Raw genomic sequence first — 23,777 nt, forward strand, 5'->3', positions numbered from 1 at the left:
ATTGATATTGGAAAGAGGAGAGAATTACATGTTAGTCGGTCATATAAAGGAAATTATTCGCCATCCGGTAAAATCATTTCGTGGAGAAAGTGTCCAACAATCTAAAATAATGGACTATGGTCTATATGGAGACCGCAGTCATGTTTATTTAGATGAAACAAAGAAAGGAGATTTCTTAACCATCACATATTTCAATGAAATGGTTCGATATGAAGCAAAATTTGTTGGAGAAGAATCGATGGATGAATATCCCAAAGTTGAAGTAATCACACCTGAGGGTAAGGTTTTTGATTGGGATGATCAAGAATTAATTAGTGAAATGGAAAACAAGTCGGAACGAAACATTTCTACTAAAAAATATACTCCTTCACATGTCCCAATTGGACCAATTGCTGAAGAACATGTTCTACTTGCAACAGATGCCTCATTACATAAATTGCAGGAACTATGGGGGAAAGATGAAGTTGATTCAAGACGTTTTCGTCCAAATTTATTTATTTCGTTAAAGGATAAAGTGCCTTTTATTGAAGAAGAATGGATGGGCAGACGTATTAAGATCGGAACTGAAGTAGAAATGAAATTCGTTGAGTATTGTAAAAGGTGTATGATTATTACTGTTAATCCTGAAAATGCCGAACGAGATCCGAGTTTACATAGGACGGTTATAAAAGAAAGAAACAATATTTTTGGTGTTTATGCTTCTGTAGTTAAAACAGGGGACATTCATGTAGGGGATGAAATTCATCTTCTTGATTGAATTTTATGATTTCTGTGAATTATTGAGAAGATGTAGAGATAGGTTACAAACTCAAGTTCGTATAGCTAAATAAATACTGGATAATAGAAGGGGGATAGGAAAGAGAATATTCCCTATTATTCTATTAATTTACCTTCAATTTAACACAGTGAACGTCTTAAACCTTTGAAAGTACGGGAATAAGACGTTTTTTATTATGTCAGAAACGAACGAAAATAAAATAGTTACCTATTGTTCCCTAAAACCTATTATAATTAAAACTATTAAATCTGAATATTTAAAAAAGGAGAGTTATTTGTAAACGTTTACTGCATATTTAATAGGAGGATAACGAAATGAAAGTGATTAACCCGATGAATGTTATTGATAATAGTAAAATTTCTTCGTTTCACGTATGGCTTATTGCCTGGTTGTTTTTAGTTATTACATTTGATGGATATGATGTTGTTGTATATGGTGCGTCTGTGCCTTCCTTAATACAGGAGTGGGGGATTTCAGATGTAACAGCTGGTGCAATAGGAAGTTACACGGTTATTGGAACAGCACTTGGGGCAGTTATATTTGGGATGCTGTCTGATAAAATTGGCCGAAAAAAGATCATTTTGCTTACAACGTTCTTATTTAGTTTCTTTACTATGTTATCTGGTTTTGCAACAGGTCCAATTTTATTTGCCGTATTTCGAATAATTGCGGGGGTAGGTCTAGGTGGAGTAATGCCTAACGTTATTGCTCTCGCTACTGAGTTTTCTCCCAAAAGGGTGAGATCTGCCATTGTTTCTTTTATTTTCTGCGGCTATTCAATTGGAGCACTTTTAGCAGCACTTACAAGCCGGTCCCTACTACCAACCGTTGGATGGGAACCTGTTTATTGGTTAGCTGGTATTCCACTATTGTTTATTCCATTTTTAATGAAAAGTATTCCGGAGTCGGTAGGATTTCTTATTGAAAAAGGTAAGGTTGAAGAAGCCAAAGAAACGCTAATGAAGGTTGATCCAAGTTTGAGTGCAGGAGGGGAATTCGAATTTGTTAAGCCGCCGGCAAAAGAGCAGGGCTCACCAGTTGTGAAGCTTTTTGAAGATAAAAGAGCGTTCAGTACGATTATGTTTTGGATTTCCTGTTTTAGTGCCTTTGTTTTAATTTATTCAATGAACACATGGCTGCCTCGACTTATGATGCAGTCAGGTTATGACCTTAGCTCAAGTCTTGCCTTTACTGCTGTAATGCAGGTAGGTGCTATTATAGGAACGATTGTTTTCGGTCGTTTGGTGGACAAAATTGGATTTAAAAAGGTTCTTGTTCCATTATTTTTCTGTGGAGCAATTGCGTTATCCTTTATTGGGTTGACAAATAGCATGGGAATTGCCTTTATTTTAATTGCGATTATTGGTGCAGCTTCAGTAGGAGTGCAAAATATTTCTAACGCCTTTGTTTCACAGTACTATCCGTCCAGTATGCGCTCTACAGCAATTGGAAGTACGATGGCCTTTGGTCGTATAGGGGGAATTGTTGCACCAACCTTTGTTGGATTCCTATTAACGATGAATCTATTGCCGCAATTTAACTTTGTCGCAATTGGAGGAGCAGCGTTACTTGGTGGTGTTGCGATGTTATTTGTTCAGGAAAAGCACGGAAATTATTATGAAGCAAAAGAAGAGATACACCCAGAGAATCGTCCAGTGAAAGTGGCGAAATAAGTTTGTCATTTTAAAGGGGTTTTCTTTACTTACTATTTTTCGAGAAATGATAGATTTGTTGTTTCAAGTTTTAGTAGTTGGATTGACAATAAAAGACGAAAGGAAGGTAACAGATGGAAACAACATTTCTTTTTAAAGCAAATATTGAGGTGGCAGATCCAATTGAAGTTGGTGATGTTGGAACAGGGATAAGAAGAGTCATACCAATTATTGGGGGAGCGTTCGAAGGCAATGGGATAAAAGGGAAAGTCCTTTCAGGAGGGGCTGATTACCAGATGATAAGATATGATGGTGTAACAGAGGCGCTTGCTCATTATGTGATTGAAACGGATGATGGCATCCCTATCTATGTGATTAATAAAGGATTCAGACATGGTCCTAAGGATATTATTGATAAAATCATTCGTGGTGAGCAGGTTCCAGACGGTTCTTATTATTTCAAAACAACTCCAACCTTTGAAACAAGCAGTGAAAAGTACTCTTTTTTGAATAGAATGATTTTTATTGGTGAAGGCATTAGAAGACCAAATGATGTACAAATTTCATTTTATCAAATTCATTAATCTTTACATCTAGCACATGTAGGTGAAATGCTCCGCAAAACAAGACAGATATTAGATGATTATAAAAAGGGAAGCTATTTATAATTATTGATGTAAGTTTATGTTTTTTTATGTAATAATTATTTTGTGAAATGTTAATTTTGCAATTCATACATAGTGAAAGTGGGAATCATAATGGCAAAGGGAACACATACAGTAGAAATTCCAGTAGATGTACAAGCAGTTTGGGACTATGTCAGTGATCTTGAAAAATGGGCAACATCGGTACCAGCCTATAAAGAACATGAAATCATAAATGACAAGCAATCAATTTGGACATTTGAAGGTAATGTGAAAGGTATTAAAAAAACAATAAAAGCGCAGGTAGATATTACCGAATGGAATGAACCTTCAAATATAAAGTTTGAATTAAAAGGTTTAACAGATAATTTTACAGGAAGCGGTCACTTTACTGCAGAAGAAGTTAACGGTAAAACAACAATGACTTGTACGGTGGACGTCCGTGCAGGAGGATTATCGGGTGCAGTGATATCACCAATTATTAAATGGGCTGTTCCAAAAGTAGCATCTCGTTTAACAGAATCTATTGCACGTAAAATTGCCGTTTTGGCATAGTATTAGAGTTTTATTAGAAATTCAAAATGGCGGAAATGGAGGGACTGTCCAAAATAATGGATGGCCCTTTTTTCAGTATTTGATTGCTTAAGTATAAATAAATATGTAAAAACCAAATAAAGGTAGATTTGAGTTCATCTGTATCTTTTAGAAGGGGAAAAGTGGATAAAGCATACGTAAAAAAGAAATGTGAATGCTTTTACAGAGGTAGCAAGTACAAAGCCATATGCAAAATCCAAATAAAGGGAAAAATGAGCTCGAAAGCTGTGGGTTTTGTAAAAATAAACCATTTCTGTATGCTTATAAGGTGAAAAAGAGAAAAAAGCATACGTAAAAAAGAAATGTGAATGCTTTTACAAAGGCAGCAAGTACAAAGCCATATGCAAAATCCAAATAAAGGGAAAAATGAGCTCGAAAGCTGTGGGTTTTGTAAAAATAAACCATTTCTGTATGCTTATAAGGTGAAAAAGAGAAAAAAGCATACGTAAAAAAAAATGTGAATGCTTTTACAAAGGCAGCAAGTACAAAGCCATATGCAAAATCCAAATAAAGGGAAAAATGAGCTCGAAAGCTGTGGGTTTTGTAAAAATAAACCATTTCTGTATGCTTATAAGGTGAAAAAGAGAAAAAAGCATACGTAAAAAAAAATGTGAATGCTTTTACAAAGGCAGCAAGTACAAAGCCATACGCAAAAACCAAATAAAGGCAATTTCGAATTTTAAGTTAAACGAACTAAACCATCCTAATAATGAATAAGGATGGTTAAAAAAATATTTAAACTAACATAGAGAAATACGCATTAATAATTCATGTATTCACTAATTGAGGAAAAAACATCCCTTCTATATCTCTGTCGCAATTTCTTTCCTATTAGGAGCTAGCGGTGGCTGTTCGAGCCATTTATTTTGAACCATTAAATCAAACCACTTCTTTGTTACCATAAGATTTTTCAGAATGGTTGACTCATAAGTCGTTACAAGATCTGTTCGCATAGCTGATGCTAAACCTGCCCCATGATAGTTTTGGGCTGCTTGAAATAAAAAACCAACATGATACAAGATTAGTTTATCTGAAAAAGGAGATTCAGTTGAGGTTGTCACTTCGGTTTCCCAAGATTTTGGAACAGGTAAATTATCCCTTTGCATAATTTTGGAAAAATCCTTTATTTGTTCGTCAGCAGTATTCTCGGAATCAGTTAAAAACTTCCTTACTTCTTTTGATTGAGTGATTTGACTAAACGCAATAGAAAGTGTTTTCGCCATTATGCTCTTTTTAAGGTTTAAAGAAATACTAATGATTTCGGTTGCTGCTAATTTTCTACCCTTACCGAAAAATCCATCTGTGAAATCCTTGCTGGAAATATATTCAGGATTTTTATTGGGATATAATAAGGGATCTCTTTGAAAATTTCCTTTTTCAAGCAATAACTCGATTGTTTGATGATACATGTTTTTAGCGTCATTATCACATGAATCGTAAAAATCCCTTAAGTCTTTTCTAACTGATATAGCCAGTGAAGTACTGTGCCCAAGTAAACCATGTAATGTCATAATATGTAAGTAATTTAGGCAGAATATATCTGAAAACAGTCTTGGCTTATCTTTAAAAAGATCAGATTCATTAAATCCAATTGGAACTGGAAACCCCTCGTTCTCGATAAAACTTGCGATTTGTTTCTTTTGTTTTCCGAAAGTATTTATGGCATCTTCAAAAATTTTTTTAATTAGCTCGTCTTCAATAATAGAAACCATATATTGATTTACCACATCAGTCATTGTACCGTTTACATACTCTCCCCAAAGTGAACCTATCTCCGAAGATGTGAGTTTTAATTTATTACCATCCACAATATCACCTCATGTATAATGATTTCCTAATTCATTAGGTCTTATGAGCTTAACAATTAATTTGAGCTAACAAATCACTGTGGAAACAAGTTCTAATATTAAGTGTTATTGCACTTCAAACAGGAGAGGGCTCTTTTTTTATGTAATTTTAGGTTACAATTAATTCATCCAATTCATTTAAAGAAGGTGTTAAGATGATTATCCTTTTTGGTATGTTAATATTTGCGGGAATTTTTGCTATATTTGATGCTTTAAGAAAGGTAAATAATAATATTTTGGACCAAACAGAAGAGATAAAAAAGTTACGTGAAGCCATAATAGAGAATAAGAAATGAATGATGAAATGGTTGAATGCGAGCTGCAATGATAGATACAAAAAAGTTTTGGGTACAAGAAGCCATACATAGAAGTAAACCTTAATAATTTAGTATAGATTGAAATTGTAAAAAATATATATAAAGGGGGATGTTAGTCTAATAAGATAGTAACAGGGTTGTGTTATTTATGAAAAGTCTTTAGGAAGAAGGATCGCCTCTTTTTTTTATGTGTATGTAATCATTTAATTGTAACTACATAATTGTTAGTCTTTTTTAGGTGGTGAATCATTTGAATTTGTATTTTTATATAACAATAATTATTGGGTTTTCTCTTATATACTATGGATATGTTAGGAAAATAGATAATGATTTAAAAAAGAAAAAATTAGAGATAGAAGAAAAAAAGATAGAATTAGAAATTAAGAAATTAGAACTTGGTTTAGAGAGTAAAGACCATGGTGAAAAGCGTTAGATGTACTATTGATTTTCAACAAAATTGTAAACACGAAAGAAGGGAATGGTATTTTTTCGTACTCCCTCGTTTTCGTGTTCTTCGGTTCTTTTGCTTGTTAGGCTTTATCTACAAAAGATTTTAATAAATCATTTTGGAATAATAATATGATCATGACGGAAGTGAGATATTCAGTTCTGTCCAGAACCAAAAACTATCCAGAAAAATTTTGTTGATATAGCAATAAATATCATGTAATCTTTTATACTGTGACAAAAAAATAGATTTTTCTTCTTATCAAGAGAGATGGAGGGACTGGCCAGATGAGATCTCGGCAGCGGAACTTAGTGATTAAGTTGCTGTGCCAATTCCAACAAGAAAGGCTTGATAGATGAGAAGAGTATTTTATAGATATAAGGCCTCTTCTTGTTTTTATGAGAAGCGGCTTTTTTGTACTATCAGAAAGTACATAAATTTTTATGGATGATAGTATAAGAAAAACTAAGGCTTTGGCCATTAGGACTTGGCGACAAGCCAAGTTTTTCTAAGAAGATAAGAAAGCATAAAAGTTTGTGCGTAGTTTTAGTGTCTAGCTCGAGCCGATAGGCGGGCGCCTTGAGTTTTTCTTATGGGGCACAGAATGGTCAAAAGACCCGTCCCATTTAATATTTGGAGGTGGAACAATGAAAAAAGGTAATCCATGGGCGCTAATCCCATTTGTTGTGTTTTTGGTTTTATTTATTGGTTCAGGAGTTATTACAGGTGATTTTTATGCCTTTCCAGTCATAGTAGCCATTGTGATTTCGGGTGCTGTTGCTCTGGCGATGAGTCGAAAAGAATCGTTTTCGCGGAAGGTTGATATTTTTTGCCAAGGTGCAGGTAATGTAAATGTCATGTTGATGGTTCTTATTTTTCTTTTGGCTGGGGCTTTTTCAGAAACAGCAAAAGGCATGGGGGCAGTAGACTCCACTGTTAACTTTGCTTTATCGGTTGTTCCGCAAAACTTGCTTGTTGTAGGCTTGTTCATCATTGCCTGCTTTATCTCCCTATCCATGGGTACGTCGATGGGAACGATTGTGGCATTGGCGCCAATTGGAGTTGGGATAAGCGAACATACCGAGCTTTCAATTGCTTTAGTAATGGCGGCGATTATTGGAGGTTCAATGTTTGGCGATAATTTATCCTTTATTTCAGATACAACTATCACTGCGGTTCGTTCACAAGGCGTACAAATGAAGGATAAATTTAAGGTGAATTTTTGGATTGTGTTGCCGGCAGCCATTGTAACAGGCATTATTTTAGGTGCTATTACAATGGGTGAAACGGCACAAGTAGAGCATTTAAGCTATAATTGGGTAAAAATTGTTCCCTATGTTCTGGTCATTATTTTTGCGTTAGCTGGAATGAACGTTTTCCTTGTTCTTGCATTAGGGACTGTTCTCGCGGGAGCTGTTGGCTTAGCGGATGGCAGCTACCATTTAATGAGCCTTTTGCAAACGATTGGCGAAGGAATGGCAGGCATGTATGAAATCGCCTTTCTTGCGATATTAATAGCTGGAATGGTGGAGGTTATTAAATTTAACGGCGGAATTGACTTTCTGCTTCACCTTGCGACACGAAGAATTAAATCGAAAAAGGGTGCAGAATTTGGAATTGCCGGTCTTGTGAGCTTAACTGGTCTATCCACGGCCAATAATACGATTGCAATTCTGATCGCCGGTCCGCTTGCAAAAAATATGGCTGATCAGTATGGGATTGACCCGCGAAAGTCAGCAAGTATATTAGATATTTTCTCCTGTGCGATCCAGGGCCTTCTGCCATACGGAGCACAACTTCTGGCAGCTGCAAGCGTCGCGGGAATATCACCAGTAAGCATCCTGCAATACTCATTCTATCCAATTCTTATAGGAATCTGTGGAATTATCGCTATCCTCATTGGATACCCGACAAAAAAGAAAGCTTGATTTTATATTTTAAAGCAACGGGGGCATGTCCCCCGGTTGAATTAATAATAAAGTAAAGGTTCGTGCATTAGGTATTATCAAGTTGGAAGTAGCAATAGGAACAGAGAGAGCAAGCACTTATTAATCTTCCAAATATAGATTTCGTGTGAAGTATTGATTAACACAACTAAATAGGAATTGTTAAAACGTCTTAGATCCTTGATAGTGCAGGAGCTGAGACGTTTTTTTATTAAATGAGGAACGAGCGAGAAATGTTTTAACACGTTAGGGAGGAAGAATCATTAGAGATTCTATCTGTATCTCTTTCTTCCACAAAAGGGCCATTATATGTAGTATGGTTTTGGACCGTAATTAACGTTAATAAAGTTACAAAAACAGCCTATTTCCTATCTTTGTTTACTAGTTATATATAGTTATTAATTATAGTTTCCAACGTAAACAACGATAGGACTTTACTTGGAGGGGTGGGTATGATAGGCTGATACGCCACTGAAACACCTGCTTCAGCCTTTCAAGACCAATCATGACCACAGAGGCTCCAAGTCAAGTCCTTAAACGGCTTATCTATGGTTACATGTAAATAATGATAAATGGTGCACCCTATCAATGTTTTTGAACAGATACTACATATAAGCGCCCGATTGTTTAATACCGCTTTTAAAGTAAAGGGGATATTATAAAGGTCTATACTTAAACTACTTGGCAGGTTAATTGGAATTAAATCGAAATAATGGTAAAAAAAACTATATGTGTTAACTTATATATAGGTAATTATTTACTTTTAAGGGGGAGAAAAATGAATAAAACTCGAACAATTATTACATTTGTGAGTAGTTTTCTTATTTTTGCTGTTGGCGTGTTTAGAATACTTACTGAATCTCTTACTTTTACACCTTTGTTTGTAGCATATATATTTGTAATTGCTGGTTTAATTGGAGTTGTTGCAAGTGGAGTAAAACTAAAGAAAATTGAAAGCTAATTAATCTGCTAAAGAGGTTAATGATAAAAAATGTTTTAATAAAAGGAATAGGTTAGGTATTGAAATCTATGGGCTAAGAAAGGGAGAATATGTATTCATTACTATTTTTTGTAGTTTTAATTGCATTAATCATTTTAATTATTATAAAAAGACAGAACAAAAAGGTAGTCTTAATTTTAACTGCAATATTAATTTTGCTTCTTATTGGTGGACTTATGTTTGTAAGGGATGTTGTACAAAATTTTGCACCATAACTTATTCAAGTAACGGGCGCATATATCAAACAAGAGATGCGCTTATTTTTGTTATGGGCCCAGATTGTCGAGTAACAACAAAAACAAAAGTATTTAAAGGGATATTGAAATTGTGCTACGCTGTAATATATATGTAGCAGATGGGTGCGTTTAACTAAATTATTTTGGATTTAAATAAGGGGGGAATCAAAGTGGCTGTGAATATTATTTTCAATCCGATATTTTATTTAATGCTTTTTATGATAGGAATATGGATGGGTGGCATGATTGATCCATTGTTCGGATTAATATCGATTTTAGGAGGTTTGTTATTAGGGTTCTCTAACTCCTTAAAAAATGGCGTAGTAATGAATAAAAAGTCAAAGGTTTTACTTTATGCATCTTTTGTTTTCCTTCTAAGTTTAATGTCGTTAGCATACTTAGCTAGTCTATATTTTATCTTTAGTTTTTAAAGAAAAGGGCGCAATTCCGCAGCATGAATTGTGCTCTTTCTTTATGTTAAGGGCCATTAAATGGAAGACTTGAATTCAAGATAATGAGCAACTTTATTTGCATGAGTATTTACGAATTTTTCCTAATTAATGTTGATAGGCATACAAAAACTTGAATGGACTGTTTCAGCGGTCCGTTTTTCTATGCTTTTAATTAAATTAAGGGCAATTAAGTCCAACACATTGAAACTTTCGATTACTTTATCCGTATTACATGTAGGGGAGAGAACTATATGAATACTATTACAAAACCTTTAGGATTAACAATTATTATAGCGATATTAATTTTTTTATTTAACTTTACAAAATACGCTACAATGGCGAATTTTATGGGTTTAACTTTGGTCCTTTTATTTATTACCTTGTTAATTCATGAGTTAGGACACGTATTGTTTGGTATATGGTCAGGTTACAGATTTAACTATTTAACGGTTGGTCCTTTAACAATTGAAAATACTGATCATTTACATATTAAGGTGAATGACATTTGGTTATTAGTTGGGGGTGTAGCAAGTTGTTCGCCTCTATCAAGCGATTTAAAAAGTATTGCTAAACAACATAAACGGTTTGTTGCTGGTGGACCAATTTTTTCTATTATAACAGCGAGTATCAGTTTAATATTAGGCACATCAATGGGCATACACTTCTTTACATACTTCGGAATATTTAATTTAGTTATTTTTTTCGCTACGATTTTGCCATACCAAGGAGCTATAAAATCAGATGGAAGGGTCTTACTTGAGCTGTCAAAACAAGGTAAACAGACTGAAGAATTTTTAATATCTTTATTATTGATGAAAGAAATGAATTCCCCAATACATCCAACGGACTGGTCCTTAGAATTAATTGAAAAAGCAAAAACCTTACAACCATCTGTTGACAATGTTATGGTTGGATATATTCTTTTTTACTACACACTAATAAAAGAAGGGTACAAAAATGCTTCCGCATTACTTGAACCGTTTAAGAAATTACCTGTAACTAAGCAAAATCAAATAGCGTTGCAATTTATCAATCACATTCAGCAGATAGATTTGATTATTGAGGGAAATTATGATGAGGAAAGAATAAACGAGCTGCATCAATTTTTGAATCCAATAGAGCCTATTAGTTATAAAAGAAGTCAAGCGATTCTGGCAAAAGTAAAAGGGGATGAGCAACAAGCGATACAAAAATTATCGGAAATAAAGAAAGAAATTCATAAGGGCAAAAAGCTATTTGGATTTTTTTATGCAGAGGAACAATTAACAAAACTATTAGAATCAAAATTATTGTAGTAAATTTGTAGCTTACAAAATAAAGAAATTTTACATAATCATTAACTGTGCTGGTGCGTTGGTCAGGTAGGATACGTACTTTTTTATTTAAGTCCTTCAACTAATGATGGTAATAGTGAAAGAACATTATTATTTCCTTTTGAGATTATCTTGAAATCGAATCTTCTGTTAAAGGGTGCTTTAGTTCAATAACGATCTTCCACAATCGGGCGCTATTCCAGAGGAATTGGCGCTCATTTTCCGTTTTGTGGGCCAGATTGTAGCATAACAATAATTAAATTATGTTAAAATTAGGAAAAGGTTATGGTGAAGGTGGTGCGTGCTGTGCAGCAGTGCAAAAAATGCAATGTGCCTTTTAGTTGGAATAATATTTATCGGTCGTTTTGGGGATGGGTATACAAACCAATTATATGTGAAAATTGTGGTATGAAGCATCGTATTACTGTTTCTGGACGTTTTATCGTTACTCTTCTTACTATTTTACCAATGTTAATATTTATAAACTTTCTATCACCTTTTAATAATGTTTTATTGACTTTTGCTATTGGAGTATTCTTAGCGTTTATTGGTTCTCTGCTAACTCCGTTCTTAGTAAGATTTAAAGGTGCATAGAAACAAAGGGGATATCCTAATGTAATTTCTAAAATCAATTGACTTCATAGTAATTTCAGCTTTAAATTAATGTCTTTAAAGGTTATCTTGAAATCGAGTCTACTGCTATAGGGCGCCATTCTTGAATAAGATTTGCGCCTATTTCCTTTTTAATTTCTTAATACTTATAAATACAATACCTATTAGTGCTGCAATAATTAAGGTGAATATAAGTATTCCAGCAGGATTCCACATTGACATAAAAACTCCACCTCTTATTTAAGATAATTCTATCACATGCAATCACTATCTTTCCTTATAAAAATTTATATGTAACTCTAATTTGCTCATATTTTGGACAGTGATCATCAACAATCGGGCGCGATTCTTGATAAAGATACAGAATTCCCTTTGTCTTTCAAGGTTTTTGTAGATTGAGTTATCTATTAAATGGACCTTATATATAGTATCATGGAAAAAAATGAGGTTCGATCGAACCTCATTCTATGTTTACATGTTACTAAAGATATGGTTTATTTTAATTGATATCCTTATAAATTTCCGCCCAATCAACCTTTAATTGGTCCTTCAATTTCTTATTTTCTTCTTCGAGATGCTTCACTTTCTTTCGAAGTGATGCAATTATCACAACTTTAGAGTCTTCTGTCATATTTCGTTTTACTTGGTTCGGTGAATCTAACTTTTCCTCCTGATTTCTTAGTATTTCAATTCTAGACCTGATCTCGCTGTATTTATATAAAAAAGGTTTTGATACTCCTGATTTTGCTGATACAGAATTAAAATTTATCTTTTCTTTTTGTTTAATCATTTCTTTAATGGTGCTTTCAACCTTTTGCTTGGCTTTTTGCTTCTTATCTTCGATACTTCGAAGTAATGGTTCAGTGTTTGGGTTTTTATTTGCCATTGTATTTCATCTCTTTCTATATTTAGTTTCTCAATTCTCTTCTTGTTTTAGGGAGTCCATAAATCCCACCATTATTTATAATTCCATCTCTAATTTCTTTATACTTTTTCAATTTTGGCTGAATAATTTCAATTGATCTATTTCTACCTGACTTTTGATATATCTCAATATCAGATTCCATTTTAAGAATTTGGTCGTTATAGAAATCTAGAAACGTCTGATCTACATGGAAACTACGGCAATTGTTTTTTATACATGGTGGTTCTAAAGTTTGTTCCAAAAAGTCACAATTATTTTTGGGGCTTTTAATACAAAAACCGTGATCTAATCGGATGGAATCCAAATTGTGGCGTAGCCATTCTAACTCTAATCCATTTTCGTCTGCTTGTTTTTCTATACTTGTAGCGATAATTTTGCCGCCTGTATTCAATCTTACAGCTCCATTGCTTGTAGCTTTTTCCCATTCTTTTCGAAGAGTTGTATCATGAATCTGGGCATATACCAGTGTCATTTCAGGGCTCACATGAGCCATAAGCTTTTGTACATGTAAAATGTTCATACCGTTATTAATAAGGTTTACTCCATAACGATGTCTAAATGCATGTGCTTTACATCGATAGATGTCACCTTTTTCATCAACTATATTATTCTCTATAGCTAGTTTGTTTAAATTATTTACTACGTTGTCCCTCGAAATAGGCTGACCTTTTCTTGTCCCGTGATAAGTTGGAAATAAATAATTTAATGGATTTGTTTCTGAAGTCGATTTTTCCCTTGTTAATTTTTGTTGAGAAAGCACAACCTTAGCTATTTCCTCTGAAATTGGGACTCGATGATTTTTCCCCTTTACTTTACGCTGATCACCGACGATCCACCAACCATCTTCTCTTTGAATCAAGCAATCTACTTTCAAAGTACACACATCTGAAATTCTAAAACCTGATGCTTCTAACAATATTACAATCGGTACAATCTCTTGTGGCAGTTTTCCCATGTGATCCACGATCTGATTCCAAACAAAATCAGATATGTATTTAATTTGGTTAGATGCCTTTGGAGGTAGTCTAGGTTTATCTTCAGGTACAATTAAGATTCCTACAGGCTTTTTGGGAGCTTCATCCCATTCATATCTTTGAATATATACAATAAACGTTTCTAGTACAGATAATGAGCGATGTATGTGATTCTCAGAAGGGGCTTGGCCTTTATGAACGCTATCTCCACCCATAGGGGAAGTTCGCAAGAAATATATAAAACCCTCTATATCGGTTCTACTTAATGAGGTTAAGTCTTGCCAATTTGGATACTTTCTATAAATATACTTAAAGAATTCTTGCAGCTTTGCCATGGTTTGTATGGCTGATCCCCAGCTTAAACTCTCTTGTATTAGAACACGCTTTTCGATATATCTTTTTGCCAAATTTCGAAAAGGCTTTGGTACAGAAGTGAAATTTAGGGTGTAACCACAATTACTATTATTGTAATCAATACCTAGTTTTCGAACATCCCAAATATCTTTCTCTGTTTCCTTTCGTTGATCATACCAGTCAAAGAAAAATGAATAAATTCGATTGTATAACTGGAGGTAGCCTTTTACTGTTAAGTCGCTTTTCCCATGTTCAAAAAGATAGGTTTTATAGTGAATTGAAAATTTCCCATAAGGAATGTCTAGAATAGAACTAATATCAGAATAAAACCTGAAAATAAAATCTTGCAATCTATTGAATGCACTAGTACTACTCCATACTGTCGCCATATTTATTTCTGAATTAGTCAATCGTCTGAAGAAATACTATTTAAATTCATTTCTAATTCTTGGATTTAATGCTTCCTCAAATTTAATTGATTGGCTTTTTATTTTTGTTTTTTTTTGTAAAGAGGGCATTCTAATGCATCCCATTGATTGTTTTTCCAATATCCACTTAACTCTTGCATAATTTGCTCATATCTTAGAGCTATAGCTTGTTGTTCAGTAGCTTTATTTAAAATCATTTTTATTGTCACCTTTCATCTTGTCATGTGCTTTCTGCCACTCTTTTCGTATAGTGTCATCGGTCGGATGAATATACGTTTTTATTGTTGTTTGAACGTTCGAATGACCCAACAACTTTTGGATTATCGATATTTCTACCCCTTGTTCATGAAGCTCAGTGGCATAAGTATGCCTTAACATATGGGGTGTAATATCAATCTGAGTTTTCTTTCTTATACGTTTAATTACATCGAAAGCTGCTTGATAATTTAATGGTTCTCCCTTATTAGGACCAGTTAAATTTATAAATACATGATTGGTATCCGCATCATGATAATCAATTAGATAATCTTGAAAAACATTCATTGTATCGCCAGATACATATACTCTTCTTCCTTTGCCATTTACAGTTTTAGATTCTCGTACTTGAATGGAGGTAGAACCAGATTATAGGTGGAGTTGTATTGTTGAACTCATCTAAAAATACAGAAGCAGATGTTATATCGAACTCATCTAAAAATACAGGTGCAGCAAAAGAACTTTCAAGCTAAGGTTCTTTTGATGTCTTTCTCCAACCTGTCTGTTAGTTAAAAAAAGTATCTTATGTATACGCTATACAAATTTAGTCAACATAATCATCCTTACAGGTAATAAAAAGACTTTCATCTAGAAAGATCCTTTAGACGCTTTATTTAGTTAAATCACCTGTTCGTATAAGGATAACCAGTTATTTCTGGTTGTCCTATTTTAAATGGGTTATGATTTAGGTAGTCGGGGTAGGACAATCGGCACGTGGGACTAAATACCGACCGAAATCAAGTCCTAAGGTAGTGAACATCCTGCCCTACGAAATAATTAGAAAGAGGGTTACCCATGGACGAAAACAAACAACCGTCTGCTGAATCAGAAATCAGCCAAGCCGAGGAAATAGTCATTCATGCCATTGCCGAAACGATGGATTTGTACGGTATCACCCCGTCAATTGGCCGACTCTATGCCATCATGTACTTTAAACAGCATCCGATGACTCTTGATGAAATGAAAGACGATGTCGGTATGAGCAAACCCAGTATGAGCACAGCGGTCCGCCAATTACAGGAAATCAACATCGTCCAGAAGATATGGCAAAAAGGCTCCAGGAAAGACCATTTTGTGGCTGAGAAAAATTTCTTTAATTATTTTAGCCAATTTTTCGGAAGCAAATGGAAAAGAGAGGCTGAGTTGAACCTTTTCGCCATTGAACAAGCGGAACATCGACTTCAAGCAGTCATGGAAGATGAAAAAACTGAAGAAAGGTTAAAAGAAAGAGCTAGGCAAGACTTGCAACAGTTAGAGGAATACAGGAAATACTGTTATTGGCTCCAACAACTGGTGGATTCAATCGAGTCCGGTGAAATTTTTGACTTTTTACCGGTGGACAATTCAAATTCAAAGACATAAGGGCAAGTAGAGAAATTTCTGTAATACGATAGGGGGCACTTCTCGAAGAAGAAGGTGTCCTTTTTGAATATGATCATCTAGGGAGCTGCATATTTAGCAGAGTAATGATATTAATAAGCGAAAGCCCCTCATGTAAGGGGCTTTTGCCGTTTCACTGGTTACATTCTGATTTACTATGATTTGTGCACTCACGTTTTTCCACGGAACGGAGAGTGTTTAAATTTAATAGATTTTCAATTTGATTGTATAATCTCCGTTCCATGACTTATTATACGTGTTTCCATTTATGAAAAGGGTGAACAAGGGCATGCTGTGAACAGTTCTAATTCTATATTTGACTTAAGTCTGGATTGATTTACTAGGCAAAAAGCCTTTTAAAGAATTAGTATAAAAATTCTCTTGTCCAAATCAATATGCCAAACTGAACAGTCCATTAATGTGTGAAAGGTAACGAATGTTACTAGCTTCCTTCATTAATGTTGCTGGAAAACCTTTTAACTGGGTTTTATGATCTCCGATCGTGCCGATTGCGTCTTTTCGACCGAGGCTACCTAATGTTCCTATTAATTTCATATTATGAAGCGAGATGTTCATTTTTATCACTGTGTAAGTTGCGCAGTGGTAGTGGCGGACATTTATGTCGGGTCAAATAAGAGACTACGAGAATGGTAATCAATCCTGCAAGCATAGCAGTAGTACGGAAAGGGAAATATACCGTTCCATCCTCTACTAAAGGATATGGAATAAAATGTGGTAATCCAAGTAATGGCTCTCCACCCCCAACCCTTAATACGAAGGCAACAATAAAACCAGAAAGCGCTCCATACCAGTTTGCCCATTTATAGTATAGGGCACAGGTTAGTTGCGGAAATAAAATGCAATATACCATATCACTCGATAAGTACCATAACGCATAAACGCTTTTGGCATTTAAGGCAATTAATGTTGCCCCGACCCCAACAATAATGACACTGCTTCGAATGACTTTTTGCAATTGCTTCGGGCTTGCTTTCGGTTTTACGAGCGGACGATAAACGTTCCAAGCTGCCATACCTGATGCCGATAGGAGTGATGCTGCAACAGCTGCTAAAACAGCTGCAGCCAATCCACCAAGAGCAATTGCACCAACAAGCCCTGGTGTCATATATTTAAATACATAGGTAAGGATCATCGAAGAGTGTTCCGGAGCTGATGTCCCAAGTGATCCCCAATCAGCACTAAAACCGGCAATTCCGATTAATGCAGGTGGAATCGCACACAAAATACATAACACTCCCGCCCAAATCGATAGCCACATCGCCACATTTTCGTTCTTTGCAGAAAGAACACGTTGGAAATAGATTTGCCAAGGGATCCCCCCGAACACTAATAAAAGTGCGAAATCCCACCAATACCAATATAAATTTCCCCATTCAGGATCATTCCACCCAGTTAACGGGGGAAAAAGACTTAGCGCTCCTTGCATGTTGGTAGCATAATTCTCAAAAGCCGTTTGAAAACCTCCTACATGAGAGAAAGCGAACGGTAATACTAACAACAACCCAAAAAACATAATCGTGATTTGTAAAACGTCCGTATGAGCAATTGCCCAAAGACCCCCGACTACTGTATACGCAATCGCAACGATAGATGAAATAATAATTGAAACTGTAAAACTTAAACCGAGAATAACACTGAATGTTGTCCCAAGTGCCGTTAATATAGCAGCACTCCAAAACAATTCTCCAAGAAGAGCAGGGAAATAGAGAAGCCCAGCTACTTTATTTCCGAATCGAGATTCCAACGGATCCAGCATAGTCATAAATTCCATTCGTCTCATTTTTCGTGCGTAAAAAATGCCTCCAAATATTAAGCTAATTCCATATGCCCATGGTGCTTGTGTCCACACAATACCAGAAGCGTGGATCGTTTCAGCCGTTCCGGCGATGTACCCTCCACCAACCCAAGTCGCTGTCATCGTAAACATGGATAGCCAAAGTGGCATTGATCTTCCAGCAACAAGCATGTCATCTGTTTTACCTCGCCTTTTCTCGACTGCTTTTGCACCAATGTAATAGAAAAGACAGTATAAAGCCAGCATAATGAACAAGCCTGGCCAATAAATGCTTTTTTTGGTTATAAGAGAATAAATCACTGTAAAACTAGTGAATACGATAAAACCAGCAACTGCTGTTTTTAACGGAGTCCAAAATATTCGCTTTGGACTTTCTGAAAGCTCCGTGGAAGTTTCAACATCGCTGTTTAGTTGAGTTGCCTGATTTCCACTCAATTTCATCCCTTCTTTCTTATGGTTAGTGTTAGGTGTTCATCTATATAATCACTTGACATCTAATCAATCTTCAGAAAGACATAGAAGGATAGGTGCGACCTGGATGTAGATATGTTAAAATTATAATTAGATGTGTCATGTTATTTGACCATCGTATCTAAGGGGTGAACGGTATAGCGCCAACTTTACTTAGTTCGCCCTTTTTTACCTTTGTATAGTAAAATAATAATCAACCCTATATTTTTTTGCTCTTGCTGTAAATCTATGGATAAAGGATAGGTTGAACAGAGGGGTTCTTTATATTTTTTCACAACGTAAAGGAGATTCTTGACTGCACTTTTCAGGAGAAATAGGTCTTTCCTCTTGTAGGAATGGTTAATATTATGTTTTTTTTTTTTTTTTGAAAATGCTTACAGTATAGATGAGCTAATTAGATGTACCAATTAGTGAATCTGAGAGAGCTCTGATTTATCTTGTTATAACAACTAATCTAAGGGTATTTGTATAGCGCCATTTTTTTTCGCCCCTTTTAAAGGAGCGTTTCAACCTCGTATTTTCCCCCATATTGATGTAGGGACGGTTTTAATCCGCATCATATTCTTCAATCATTTTAAACAGGTCTTTCGATCGAAATGCATGTACCAATTTTTTTAACCACAAATAATATTTAGTTGATTCTTCAAGTAGTTGAAGATCTTTTTTTGCTTTTCGATGTAAAGCATCAGGCACATCGGGATTTTCTACTAGAGAATTTAATTGTTGAGTTGCTTTTTCGATCGCTTGTAAGTTTATTGAGAGTTCACGATCCCACTTTTTGCAGAAAAAGGAAACAAATGATACAAAAAAGTCTTTCTCTGCTGTATATAAATCTTTTCGTTCCCCTTTTCGCCAAACTTTTTGTACCATTTCGATATCCATTAGAGAATGAATACCTGTGCTCATGCTTGGTTTGCTCATTCCCAAACTATTGCTCATCTGGTTCAATGTCATTGGTTCTTCACTAAAATATAGAACTCCATAAAGTCTGCCGACTGATAGAGTTATTCCATATAAATCCATCGTTTCAGCTATAGCATCAATAACAATTGCCTCTGCTTCTTCTAGTACTTCTAAATAATCCTTATCATGGGGTTGAAGATCTCGTTCTACCACATTAACACACATCCTCTCCATAATATCACCCCCCTTTTTCGTAAAAATAATACATAAAATATAAATTTAATATAGCAGAGAGAAAGTAAAAGTCAATACAAAATATTCGGAAAATTTAGTATTGACAGAATAAAAAGAAAGTTTTATACTTTCGGTATATTAAAAACGTTTAATTTTTTCTTAACAAATACCAATTTTTGGAGGTGTCTATTTCTAATGAAACGAATGTACATCAATGGTCAATGGGTTCAGGCAAAAAGTAATGAAACTAAAGAGATCATCAATCCTTTTAATCAAGAAGTGATTGAAACAGTTCCTCGAGGAAGCAGGGAAGATGCAAAAGAAGCAATTCTAGCAGCAAGAAATGCTTTTGATGAAGGAGAGTGGGGTCACCTATCAGCGGCTGAACGAGGTGATCTTCTTTTTCAAGTAGCTCAAAAAATAAAAGAGAATAAACAAGAATTGGCTGAGTTAGAGTCACTGAATACAGGGAAAACGGTTACAGAAAGTCTTGCTGATATGGATGGGATTGCTGGGGTGTTTCAATATTATGCAGGACTTGCTGATAAAGACGGAGGTTTGATGATTGAATCTCCTAATCCAAATTCAGTTAGTCGTGTCATACGTGAACCTGTTGGTGTTTGTGGATTGATTGCTCCTTGGAATTATCCATTGCTTCAAGCATCATGGAAACTAGCACCGGCATTAGCTGCGGGCAATACAGTTGTGCTAAAACCAGCCGAAATTACACCACTTACATCGATCAAAATGTGTGAGATTTTTGAAGAAGTAGGCTTTCCAAAAGGTGTCATAAACCTTGTATTGGGCCCAGGTTCATCAGTCGGGTCAGAATTGGCTGAAAACCCGCTTGTCGACCTTATTTCATTTACAGGTGGAGCAGAAGGGGGCAGACAAATTATGAAAGCAGCCAGTGGTAACTTTAAAAAGATTTCAATGGAACTTGGCGGAAAAAATCCAAACCTTGTGTTTGCGGATGCCGATTTTGATACGGCTGTTGATTATGCCCTAAATGCTGTTTTCTTCCATGCTGGACAAGTTTGTTCCGCAGGTGCCCGATTAATTCTAGAAAAATCCATTCACGATCGATTTGTAGAAGCAGTCGTAGAACGAGCAAAGCATATTAGAATTGGAGACGGTTTCGATGAAGATACTCAAATGGGGCCGGTTATCTCTGCTGAGCATTTGGCTAGTATTGAAGATTATATTCAAACAGGGCTGAAGGAAGGTGCAACGCTTGTTCTTGGAGGAAAAAGGCCTAGTGCACCTGAGCTGCAAAAAGGCTTTTTTATCGAACCAACTATTTTTACAAATTGTCATACGAATATGCACATTGTACAAGAGGAATCCTTTGGCCCTGTACTAACAATAGAGAAATTTGAAACAGAGGAAGAGGCAGTCCGTCTTGCTAACGATAGTTTGTATGGACTTGCTGGAGCAGTCTGGACACGCGATATGAACCGTGCCGAGCGTGTTGTAAGGAAACTTCGTATGGGAACAACATGGATTAATGACTATCATCCGTACTTTCCACAAGCACCATGGGGTGGTTATAAACAGTCCGGAATCGGACGGGAGTTGAGTCATGTTGGGATTGAAGAATATACAGAAATCAAACATATTTATTTAAATACGCAACCAGAACCTATGAATTGGTTTAAAGAAGTAAAGGGAAAAGCAAGTCAATTAGCAGAATTTTAAAATTATAAAATGAAGGAGTAGTTCTTAAGCGGTTTATCAACTAGTGGAAGACGTTGGAATTCCTAAACTTGCCGAACAGGGAGTACCTTGGGATATGATTCCGCGCTGGGATAAAGAAGCGTTTAATGATTCGTATTCCATTGTAAACCCTTGTGATATTAATATGTAAAAGGATAAGAATGGATTTACGCCGTTGCTTTAACCTAGAAGCTATTAACGGATTCAATAACTGAAGTAGGATTTTTTAATGAATGCTTTTCATATTTATCACTGCATTCAAATTTTTCAACATCCAAGGAGGTCTGGTAGATGAAAGAAACATATGACATTGTTATTATTGGCGGCGGTAGTGCGGGTTGTGTTCTCGGCAACCGTCTAAGTGAAGATGGGACACGCACTGTTCTTGTTCTAGAGGCAGGACGTAGGGATTATTCATGGGATCTATTGATCCAAATGCCAGCAGCTTTGCCGTTCCCCGCAGGGAAGCCACTCTACGACTGGAGATACGTGTCTGACCCTGAACCTTATATGAATGGACGACGTGTCAAGCATGCCCGGGGAAAGGTGCTCGGAGGTTCGGGCTCAATCAATGGCATGATTTACCAACGCGGTAATCCATTAGACTATGAACGTTGGGGAGCAGATCCAGGTATGGAAACGTGGGATTTTTCGCACTGTCTCCCGTATTTTAAACGTATGGAAAATGCTTTAGGTTCCGATCCAGAAGATGAACTGCGTGGCCACGATGGTCCTCTCAAACTGGAACGCGGTCCAGCTACTAATCCTCTATTCCAAGCGTTCTTTGAGGCAGCTGTAGAGGCTGGCTACTCGCGAACCCCCGATGTGAACGGTTTTCGGCAGGAGGGATTCGGTCCGTTTGATAAGCATGTGTACAAAGGTAGGCGGTTTGGACCTTCACGTGCATATCTGCATCCGGTTATGGGGCGTCAGAACCTCACTGTGAAAACCCGTGCTTTTGTTACAGGTATCGATTTCAATGGTAGGCGAGCCAACGGTGTGACATATCGACGAGACGGGAAGACTCATCATGTTACGGCGGGTGAAGTTATACTCGCTGGTGGTGCAATCAACACGCCGCAGTTACTTCAGCTGTCGGGTGTGGGCGATGCTGATTATCTGCGCTCACTCGGCATCAAACCGGTAGTTCACCTTCCTGGTGTAGGCGAAAACCTTCAGGATCATCTCGAAGTCTATATCCAACACTCTTGTCCGCTGCCGGTTTCCGAACAGCCTAACTTACAGAAACGGCGGATGCCTTGGATTGGTTTGCAGTGGATGCTTGGACGCACTGGTCCGGCAGCGACTAACCATTTCGAAGGCGGAGGTTTCGTCCGTTCGAACGAGGACGTCGCTTACCCAAATCTGATGTTCCATTTCCTTCCTGTAGCGGTTCGGTACGACGGACAGAAAGCGCCCACTGCTCACGGATTCCAGGTACATGTCGGACCTATGTACTCCGATGCTCGGGGGAAATTGAAGATCCGTTCGAGTGATCCCACTCAGCACCCGAGTATGGTCTTCAACTATCTTTCTACCGAACAGGACCGGCGTGAGTGGATTGAAGCGATAAAAGTTTCACGTGATATCCTATCTCAACCAGCTATGGCACCCTACAATTCGGGAGAAATCTCACCCGGCCCTTCCGTTCGTACAGATAAGGAGATTTTGGATTGGGTAGCGAAAGATGCCGAGACTGCACTTCATCCGAGTTGTACGGCAAAGATGGGGCCCGCTTCAGATCCCATGTCTGTCGTAGATCCGCTAACCATGAAGGTCCATGGTCTCGACAATGTACGAGTGGTCGATGCGTCTGCTATGCCTTACGTAACTAACGGCAATATTCATGCACCGGTGTTGATGTTGGCGGAAAAGGCATCGGACTTAATCCTAGGTCGTAAACCGCTGGATCCTGTTAAAGCCGAATTCTACCGTCATAGAGTACATCCGGCCGATGCAGGTACACATAAACCCTTTGTATTGGTTTAAGTGAATCTTAAATAAAAAACTAGCAAACTCCGACATTAGAAACTAGAACAATTAAACTTCCAATATTAATCAGTTTTGATGAAGTTTAATTAAATTTGTTTTAACTGGATTTCTCGCACCAACAATTCCTCCCTGCTCTACTAAAAAAATGAAGGGAAATGGAGGTTTGAAACAAAGAATAGTTTTAGCAATGTTCCTAATGTTTTGTGGTTTATTGGTAATTTCTTTGCCAGTAAGCGATTATTTTCTTTCAGTAACGCACATGGACCTTCGTTTATTGATTTTATTGGGATTTTGATTCTATTATCCGGTTATTTAATTATTCTTTTAAAATTTTGAAATTATAGAGGAATTTTAAAGAATTATGCTAATAATAGGATTTATAAAATTACAGTTTTTTTTGGGTGGTTTTGGAAGTGGGATATTGGTAGCGTCAGTGGCGGGAGACTTCAGGCAATAGTGGATTGTTGGATGCAGTATCTTGGCATTCGTT

General features: G+C 36.3%; 22 protein-coding genes, 1 pseudogene and 1 riboswitch. Of the genes and pseudogenes, 15 read left to right on the forward strand and 8 right to left on the reverse strand.

The features are described from left to right. Positions 1-28 precede the first annotated feature (28 nt). The 4 genes from HWV59_RS07040 to HWV59_RS07055 all read left to right on the forward strand — a co-directional run bounded on the left by HWV59_RS07040 (position 29) and on the right by HWV59_RS07055 (position 3,629). Positions 29-757 carry an MOSC domain-containing protein gene (locus tag HWV59_RS07040; RefSeq protein WP_102232572.1) on the forward strand — a complete coding sequence of 243 codons (729 nt, stop codon included), beginning with the start codon at positions 29-31 and terminating at the stop codon, positions 755-757. A gap of 335 nt (positions 758-1,092) precedes the next feature. After that, positions 1,093-2,451, forward strand: a complete 1,359-nt coding sequence (locus tag HWV59_RS07045) for an MFS transporter (RefSeq protein ID WP_175638423.1) — start codon at positions 1,093-1,095, stop codon at positions 2,449-2,451. Between the two features lie 113 nt (positions 2,452-2,564). Continuing rightward, positions 2,565-3,014: a DUF3237 domain-containing protein gene (locus HWV59_RS07050; RefSeq protein WP_175638424.1), complete on the forward strand. Its 450-nt coding sequence runs from the start codon at positions 2,565-2,567 to the stop codon at positions 3,012-3,014. A gap of 174 nt (positions 3,015-3,188) precedes the next feature. After that, positions 3,189-3,629: a CoxG family protein gene (locus tag HWV59_RS07055; protein WP_175638425.1), complete on the forward strand. Its 441-nt coding sequence runs from the start codon at positions 3,189-3,191 to the stop codon at positions 3,627-3,629. An 842-nt stretch (positions 3,630-4,471) separates the two neighbouring features. On the opposite strand, the gene HWV59_RS07060 is transcribed toward HWV59_RS07055, so the two are convergent. Next, complete coding sequence (locus HWV59_RS07060) at positions 4,472-5,476, reverse strand: DUF3231 family protein (protein ID WP_175638426.1); 1,005 nt, start codon at positions 5,474-5,476, stop codon at positions 4,472-4,474. A 194-nt stretch (positions 5,477-5,670) separates the two neighbouring features. Here HWV59_RS07060 and HWV59_RS07065 point away from each other — a divergent pair, with 194 nt between their 5' ends. The 7 genes from HWV59_RS07065 (at position 5,671) to HWV59_RS07095 (ending at position 11,821) form a co-directional block, all read left to right on the forward strand. Then, on the forward strand, positions 5,671-5,811 hold the full coding sequence (locus HWV59_RS07065) for a hypothetical protein (RefSeq protein WP_175638427.1): 141 nt from the start codon (positions 5,671-5,673) through the stop codon (positions 5,809-5,811). 271 nt (positions 5,812-6,082) lie between these two features. Then, positions 6,083-6,265, forward strand: coding sequence for a hypothetical protein (locus HWV59_RS07070; RefSeq protein WP_175638428.1), 183 nt, complete (start codon positions 6,083-6,085; stop codon positions 6,263-6,265). 270 nt (positions 6,266-6,535) lie between these two features. Then, positions 6,536-6,642: riboswitch (SAM riboswitch) on the forward strand. Positions 6,643-6,927: 285 nt separating this feature from the next. Next, positions 6,928-8,208, forward strand: coding sequence for a Na+/H+ antiporter NhaC family protein (locus tag HWV59_RS07075; protein WP_175638429.1), 1,281 nt, complete (start codon positions 6,928-6,930; stop codon positions 8,206-8,208). Positions 8,209-9,004: 796 nt separating this feature from the next. Further along, positions 9,005-9,187: a hypothetical protein gene (locus HWV59_RS07080; RefSeq protein WP_175638430.1), complete on the forward strand. Its 183-nt coding sequence runs from the start codon at positions 9,005-9,007 to the stop codon at positions 9,185-9,187. A gap of 445 nt (positions 9,188-9,632) precedes the next feature. Then, positions 9,633-9,893 carry a hypothetical protein gene (locus HWV59_RS07085; RefSeq protein WP_175638431.1) on the forward strand — a complete coding sequence of 87 codons (261 nt, stop codon included), beginning with the start codon at positions 9,633-9,635 and terminating at the stop codon, positions 9,891-9,893. Between the two features lie 272 nt (positions 9,894-10,165). Next, positions 10,166-11,209 (forward strand): site-2 protease family protein, encoded by a 1,044-nt coding sequence (locus HWV59_RS07090; RefSeq protein ID WP_175638432.1) that lies wholly within the window; start codon positions 10,166-10,168, stop codon positions 11,207-11,209. A 306-nt stretch (positions 11,210-11,515) separates the two neighbouring features. After that, complete coding sequence (locus tag HWV59_RS07095) at positions 11,516-11,821, forward strand: TIGR04104 family putative zinc finger protein (RefSeq protein ID WP_175638433.1); 306 nt, start codon at positions 11,516-11,518, stop codon at positions 11,819-11,821. Between the two features lie 517 nt (positions 11,822-12,338). Here HWV59_RS07095 and HWV59_RS07100 read toward each other — a convergent pair. From HWV59_RS07100 to HWV59_RS07110, 4 genes are all read right to left on the reverse strand, one after another. Continuing rightward, a complete protein-coding gene (locus HWV59_RS07100) occupies positions 12,339-12,725 on the reverse strand; it encodes a DUF6262 family protein (RefSeq protein WP_175638434.1) in 387 nt (128 codons plus the stop codon). 22 nt (positions 12,726-12,747) lie between these two features. Then, positions 12,748-14,481 carry a tyrosine-type recombinase/integrase gene (locus HWV59_RS07105; RefSeq protein WP_235991680.1) on the reverse strand — a complete coding sequence of 578 codons (1,734 nt, stop codon included), beginning with the start codon at positions 14,479-14,481 and terminating at the stop codon, positions 12,748-12,750. Between the two features lie 98 nt (positions 14,482-14,579). Further along, positions 14,580-14,717 carry a hypothetical protein gene (locus HWV59_RS26995; protein WP_235991681.1) on the reverse strand — a complete coding sequence of 46 codons (138 nt, stop codon included), beginning with the start codon at positions 14,715-14,717 and terminating at the stop codon, positions 14,580-14,582. Continuing rightward, positions 14,704-15,129 carry a tyrosine-type recombinase/integrase gene (locus HWV59_RS07110; RefSeq protein WP_175639998.1) on the reverse strand — a complete coding sequence of 142 codons (426 nt, stop codon included), beginning with the start codon at positions 15,127-15,129 and terminating at the stop codon, positions 14,704-14,706. The genes HWV59_RS26995 and HWV59_RS07110 overlap by 14 nt, the downstream gene beginning before the upstream one ends. A 441-nt stretch (positions 15,130-15,570) precedes the next feature. On the opposite strand from HWV59_RS07110, the gene cudC (HWV59_RS07115) reads away from it, so the two are divergent. Further along, the gene (gene cudC / locus HWV59_RS07115) at positions 15,571-16,137 is read left to right on the forward strand and encodes a choline uptake/conversion transcriptional regulator CudC (RefSeq protein WP_175638435.1); all 567 of its coding nucleotides are present in this window, start codon (positions 15,571-15,573) and stop codon (positions 16,135-16,137) included. A gap of 408 nt (positions 16,138-16,545) precedes the next feature. On the opposite strand, the pseudogene HWV59_RS27000 reads toward cudC (HWV59_RS07115), so the two are convergent. From HWV59_RS27000 to cudC (HWV59_RS07125), 3 genes and pseudogenes are all read right to left on the reverse strand, one after another. Continuing rightward, a pseudogene (locus HWV59_RS27000) lies at positions 16,546-16,698 on the reverse strand (NAD(P)/FAD-dependent oxidoreductase); the annotation flags it as partial. A 13-nt stretch (positions 16,699-16,711) separates the two neighbouring features. Beyond that, positions 16,712-18,331: a sodium:solute symporter family protein gene (locus HWV59_RS07120; RefSeq protein WP_407941620.1), complete on the reverse strand. Its 1,620-nt coding sequence runs from the start codon at positions 18,329-18,331 to the stop codon at positions 16,712-16,714. A 657-nt stretch (positions 18,332-18,988) separates the two neighbouring features. Then, positions 18,989-19,579: a choline uptake/conversion transcriptional regulator CudC gene (cudC, locus tag HWV59_RS07125; protein ID WP_235991682.1), complete on the reverse strand. Its 591-nt coding sequence runs from the start codon at positions 19,577-19,579 to the stop codon at positions 18,989-18,991. Positions 19,580-19,774: 195 nt separating this feature from the next. Here cudC (HWV59_RS07125) and betB point away from each other — a divergent pair, with 195 nt between their 5' ends. The 3 genes from betB to betA all read left to right on the forward strand — a co-directional run bounded on the left by betB (position 19,775) and on the right by betA (position 23,284). Beyond that, on the forward strand, positions 19,775-21,277 hold the full coding sequence (betB, locus tag HWV59_RS07130; RefSeq protein WP_175638437.1) for a betaine-aldehyde dehydrogenase: 1,503 nt from the start codon (positions 19,775-19,777) through the stop codon (positions 21,275-21,277). A 43-nt stretch (positions 21,278-21,320) separates the two neighbouring features. After that, complete coding sequence (locus tag HWV59_RS27260; RefSeq protein WP_268921754.1) at positions 21,321-21,446, forward strand: hypothetical protein; 126 nt, start codon at positions 21,321-21,323, stop codon at positions 21,444-21,446. A gap of 140 nt (positions 21,447-21,586) precedes the next feature. Next, positions 21,587-23,284 carry a choline dehydrogenase gene (gene betA, locus HWV59_RS07135; protein ID WP_175638438.1) on the forward strand — a complete coding sequence of 566 codons (1,698 nt, stop codon included), beginning with the start codon at positions 21,587-21,589 and terminating at the stop codon, positions 23,282-23,284. Positions 23,285-23,777 lie beyond the last annotated feature (493 nt).

The organism is Metabacillus schmidteae (assembly GCF_903166545.1).
GTDB classification, from domain to species: domain Bacteria; phylum Bacillota; class Bacilli; order Bacillales; family Bacillaceae; genus Metabacillus; species Metabacillus schmidteae.

Excerpts from the sequence above, each read along its gene's own strand:
- HWV59_RS07040 (WP_102232572.1), top strand. The coding sequence starts at position 29 with ATGTTAGTCGGTCATATAAAGGAAATTATTCGCCATCCGGTAAAATCA.
- HWV59_RS07045 (WP_175638423.1), top strand. The coding sequence starts at position 1,093 with ATGAAAGTGATTAACCCGATGAATGTTATTGATAATAGTAAAATTTCT.
- HWV59_RS07050 (WP_175638424.1), top strand. The coding sequence starts at position 2,565 with ATGGAAACAACATTTCTTTTTAAAGCAAATATTGAGGTGGCAGATCCA.
- HWV59_RS07055 (WP_175638425.1), top strand. The coding sequence starts at position 3,189 with ATGGCAAAGGGAACACATACAGTAGAAATTCCAGTAGATGTACAAGCA.
- HWV59_RS07065 (WP_175638427.1), top strand. The coding sequence starts at position 5,671 with ATGATTATCCTTTTTGGTATGTTAATATTTGCGGGAATTTTTGCTATA.
- HWV59_RS07075 (WP_175638429.1), top strand. The coding sequence starts at position 6,928 with ATGAAAAAAGGTAATCCATGGGCGCTAATCCCATTTGTTGTGTTTTTG.
- HWV59_RS07080 (WP_175638430.1), top strand. The coding sequence starts at position 9,005 with ATGAATAAAACTCGAACAATTATTACATTTGTGAGTAGTTTTCTTATT.
- HWV59_RS07090 (WP_175638432.1), top strand. The coding sequence starts at position 10,166 with ATGAATACTATTACAAAACCTTTAGGATTAACAATTATTATAGCGATA.
- HWV59_RS07100 (WP_175638434.1), bottom strand. The coding sequence starts at position 12,725 with ATGGCAAATAAAAACCCAAACACTGAACCATTACTTCGAAGTATCGAA.
- HWV59_RS07105 (WP_235991680.1), bottom strand. The coding sequence starts at position 14,481 with ATGGCGACAGTATGGAGTAGTACTAGTGCATTCAATAGATTGCAAGAT.
- HWV59_RS26995 (WP_235991681.1), bottom strand. The coding sequence starts at position 14,717 with ATGATTTTAAATAAAGCTACTGAACAACAAGCTATAGCTCTAAGATAT.
- cudC (WP_175638435.1), top strand. The coding sequence starts at position 15,571 with ATGGACGAAAACAAACAACCGTCTGCTGAATCAGAAATCAGCCAAGCC.
- cudC (WP_235991682.1), bottom strand. The coding sequence starts at position 19,579 with ATGGAGAGGATGTGTGTTAATGTGGTAGAACGAGATCTTCAACCCCAT.
- betB (WP_175638437.1), top strand. The coding sequence starts at position 19,775 with ATGAAACGAATGTACATCAATGGTCAATGGGTTCAGGCAAAAAGTAAT.
- betA (WP_175638438.1), top strand. The coding sequence starts at position 21,587 with ATGAAAGAAACATATGACATTGTTATTATTGGCGGCGGTAGTGCGGGT.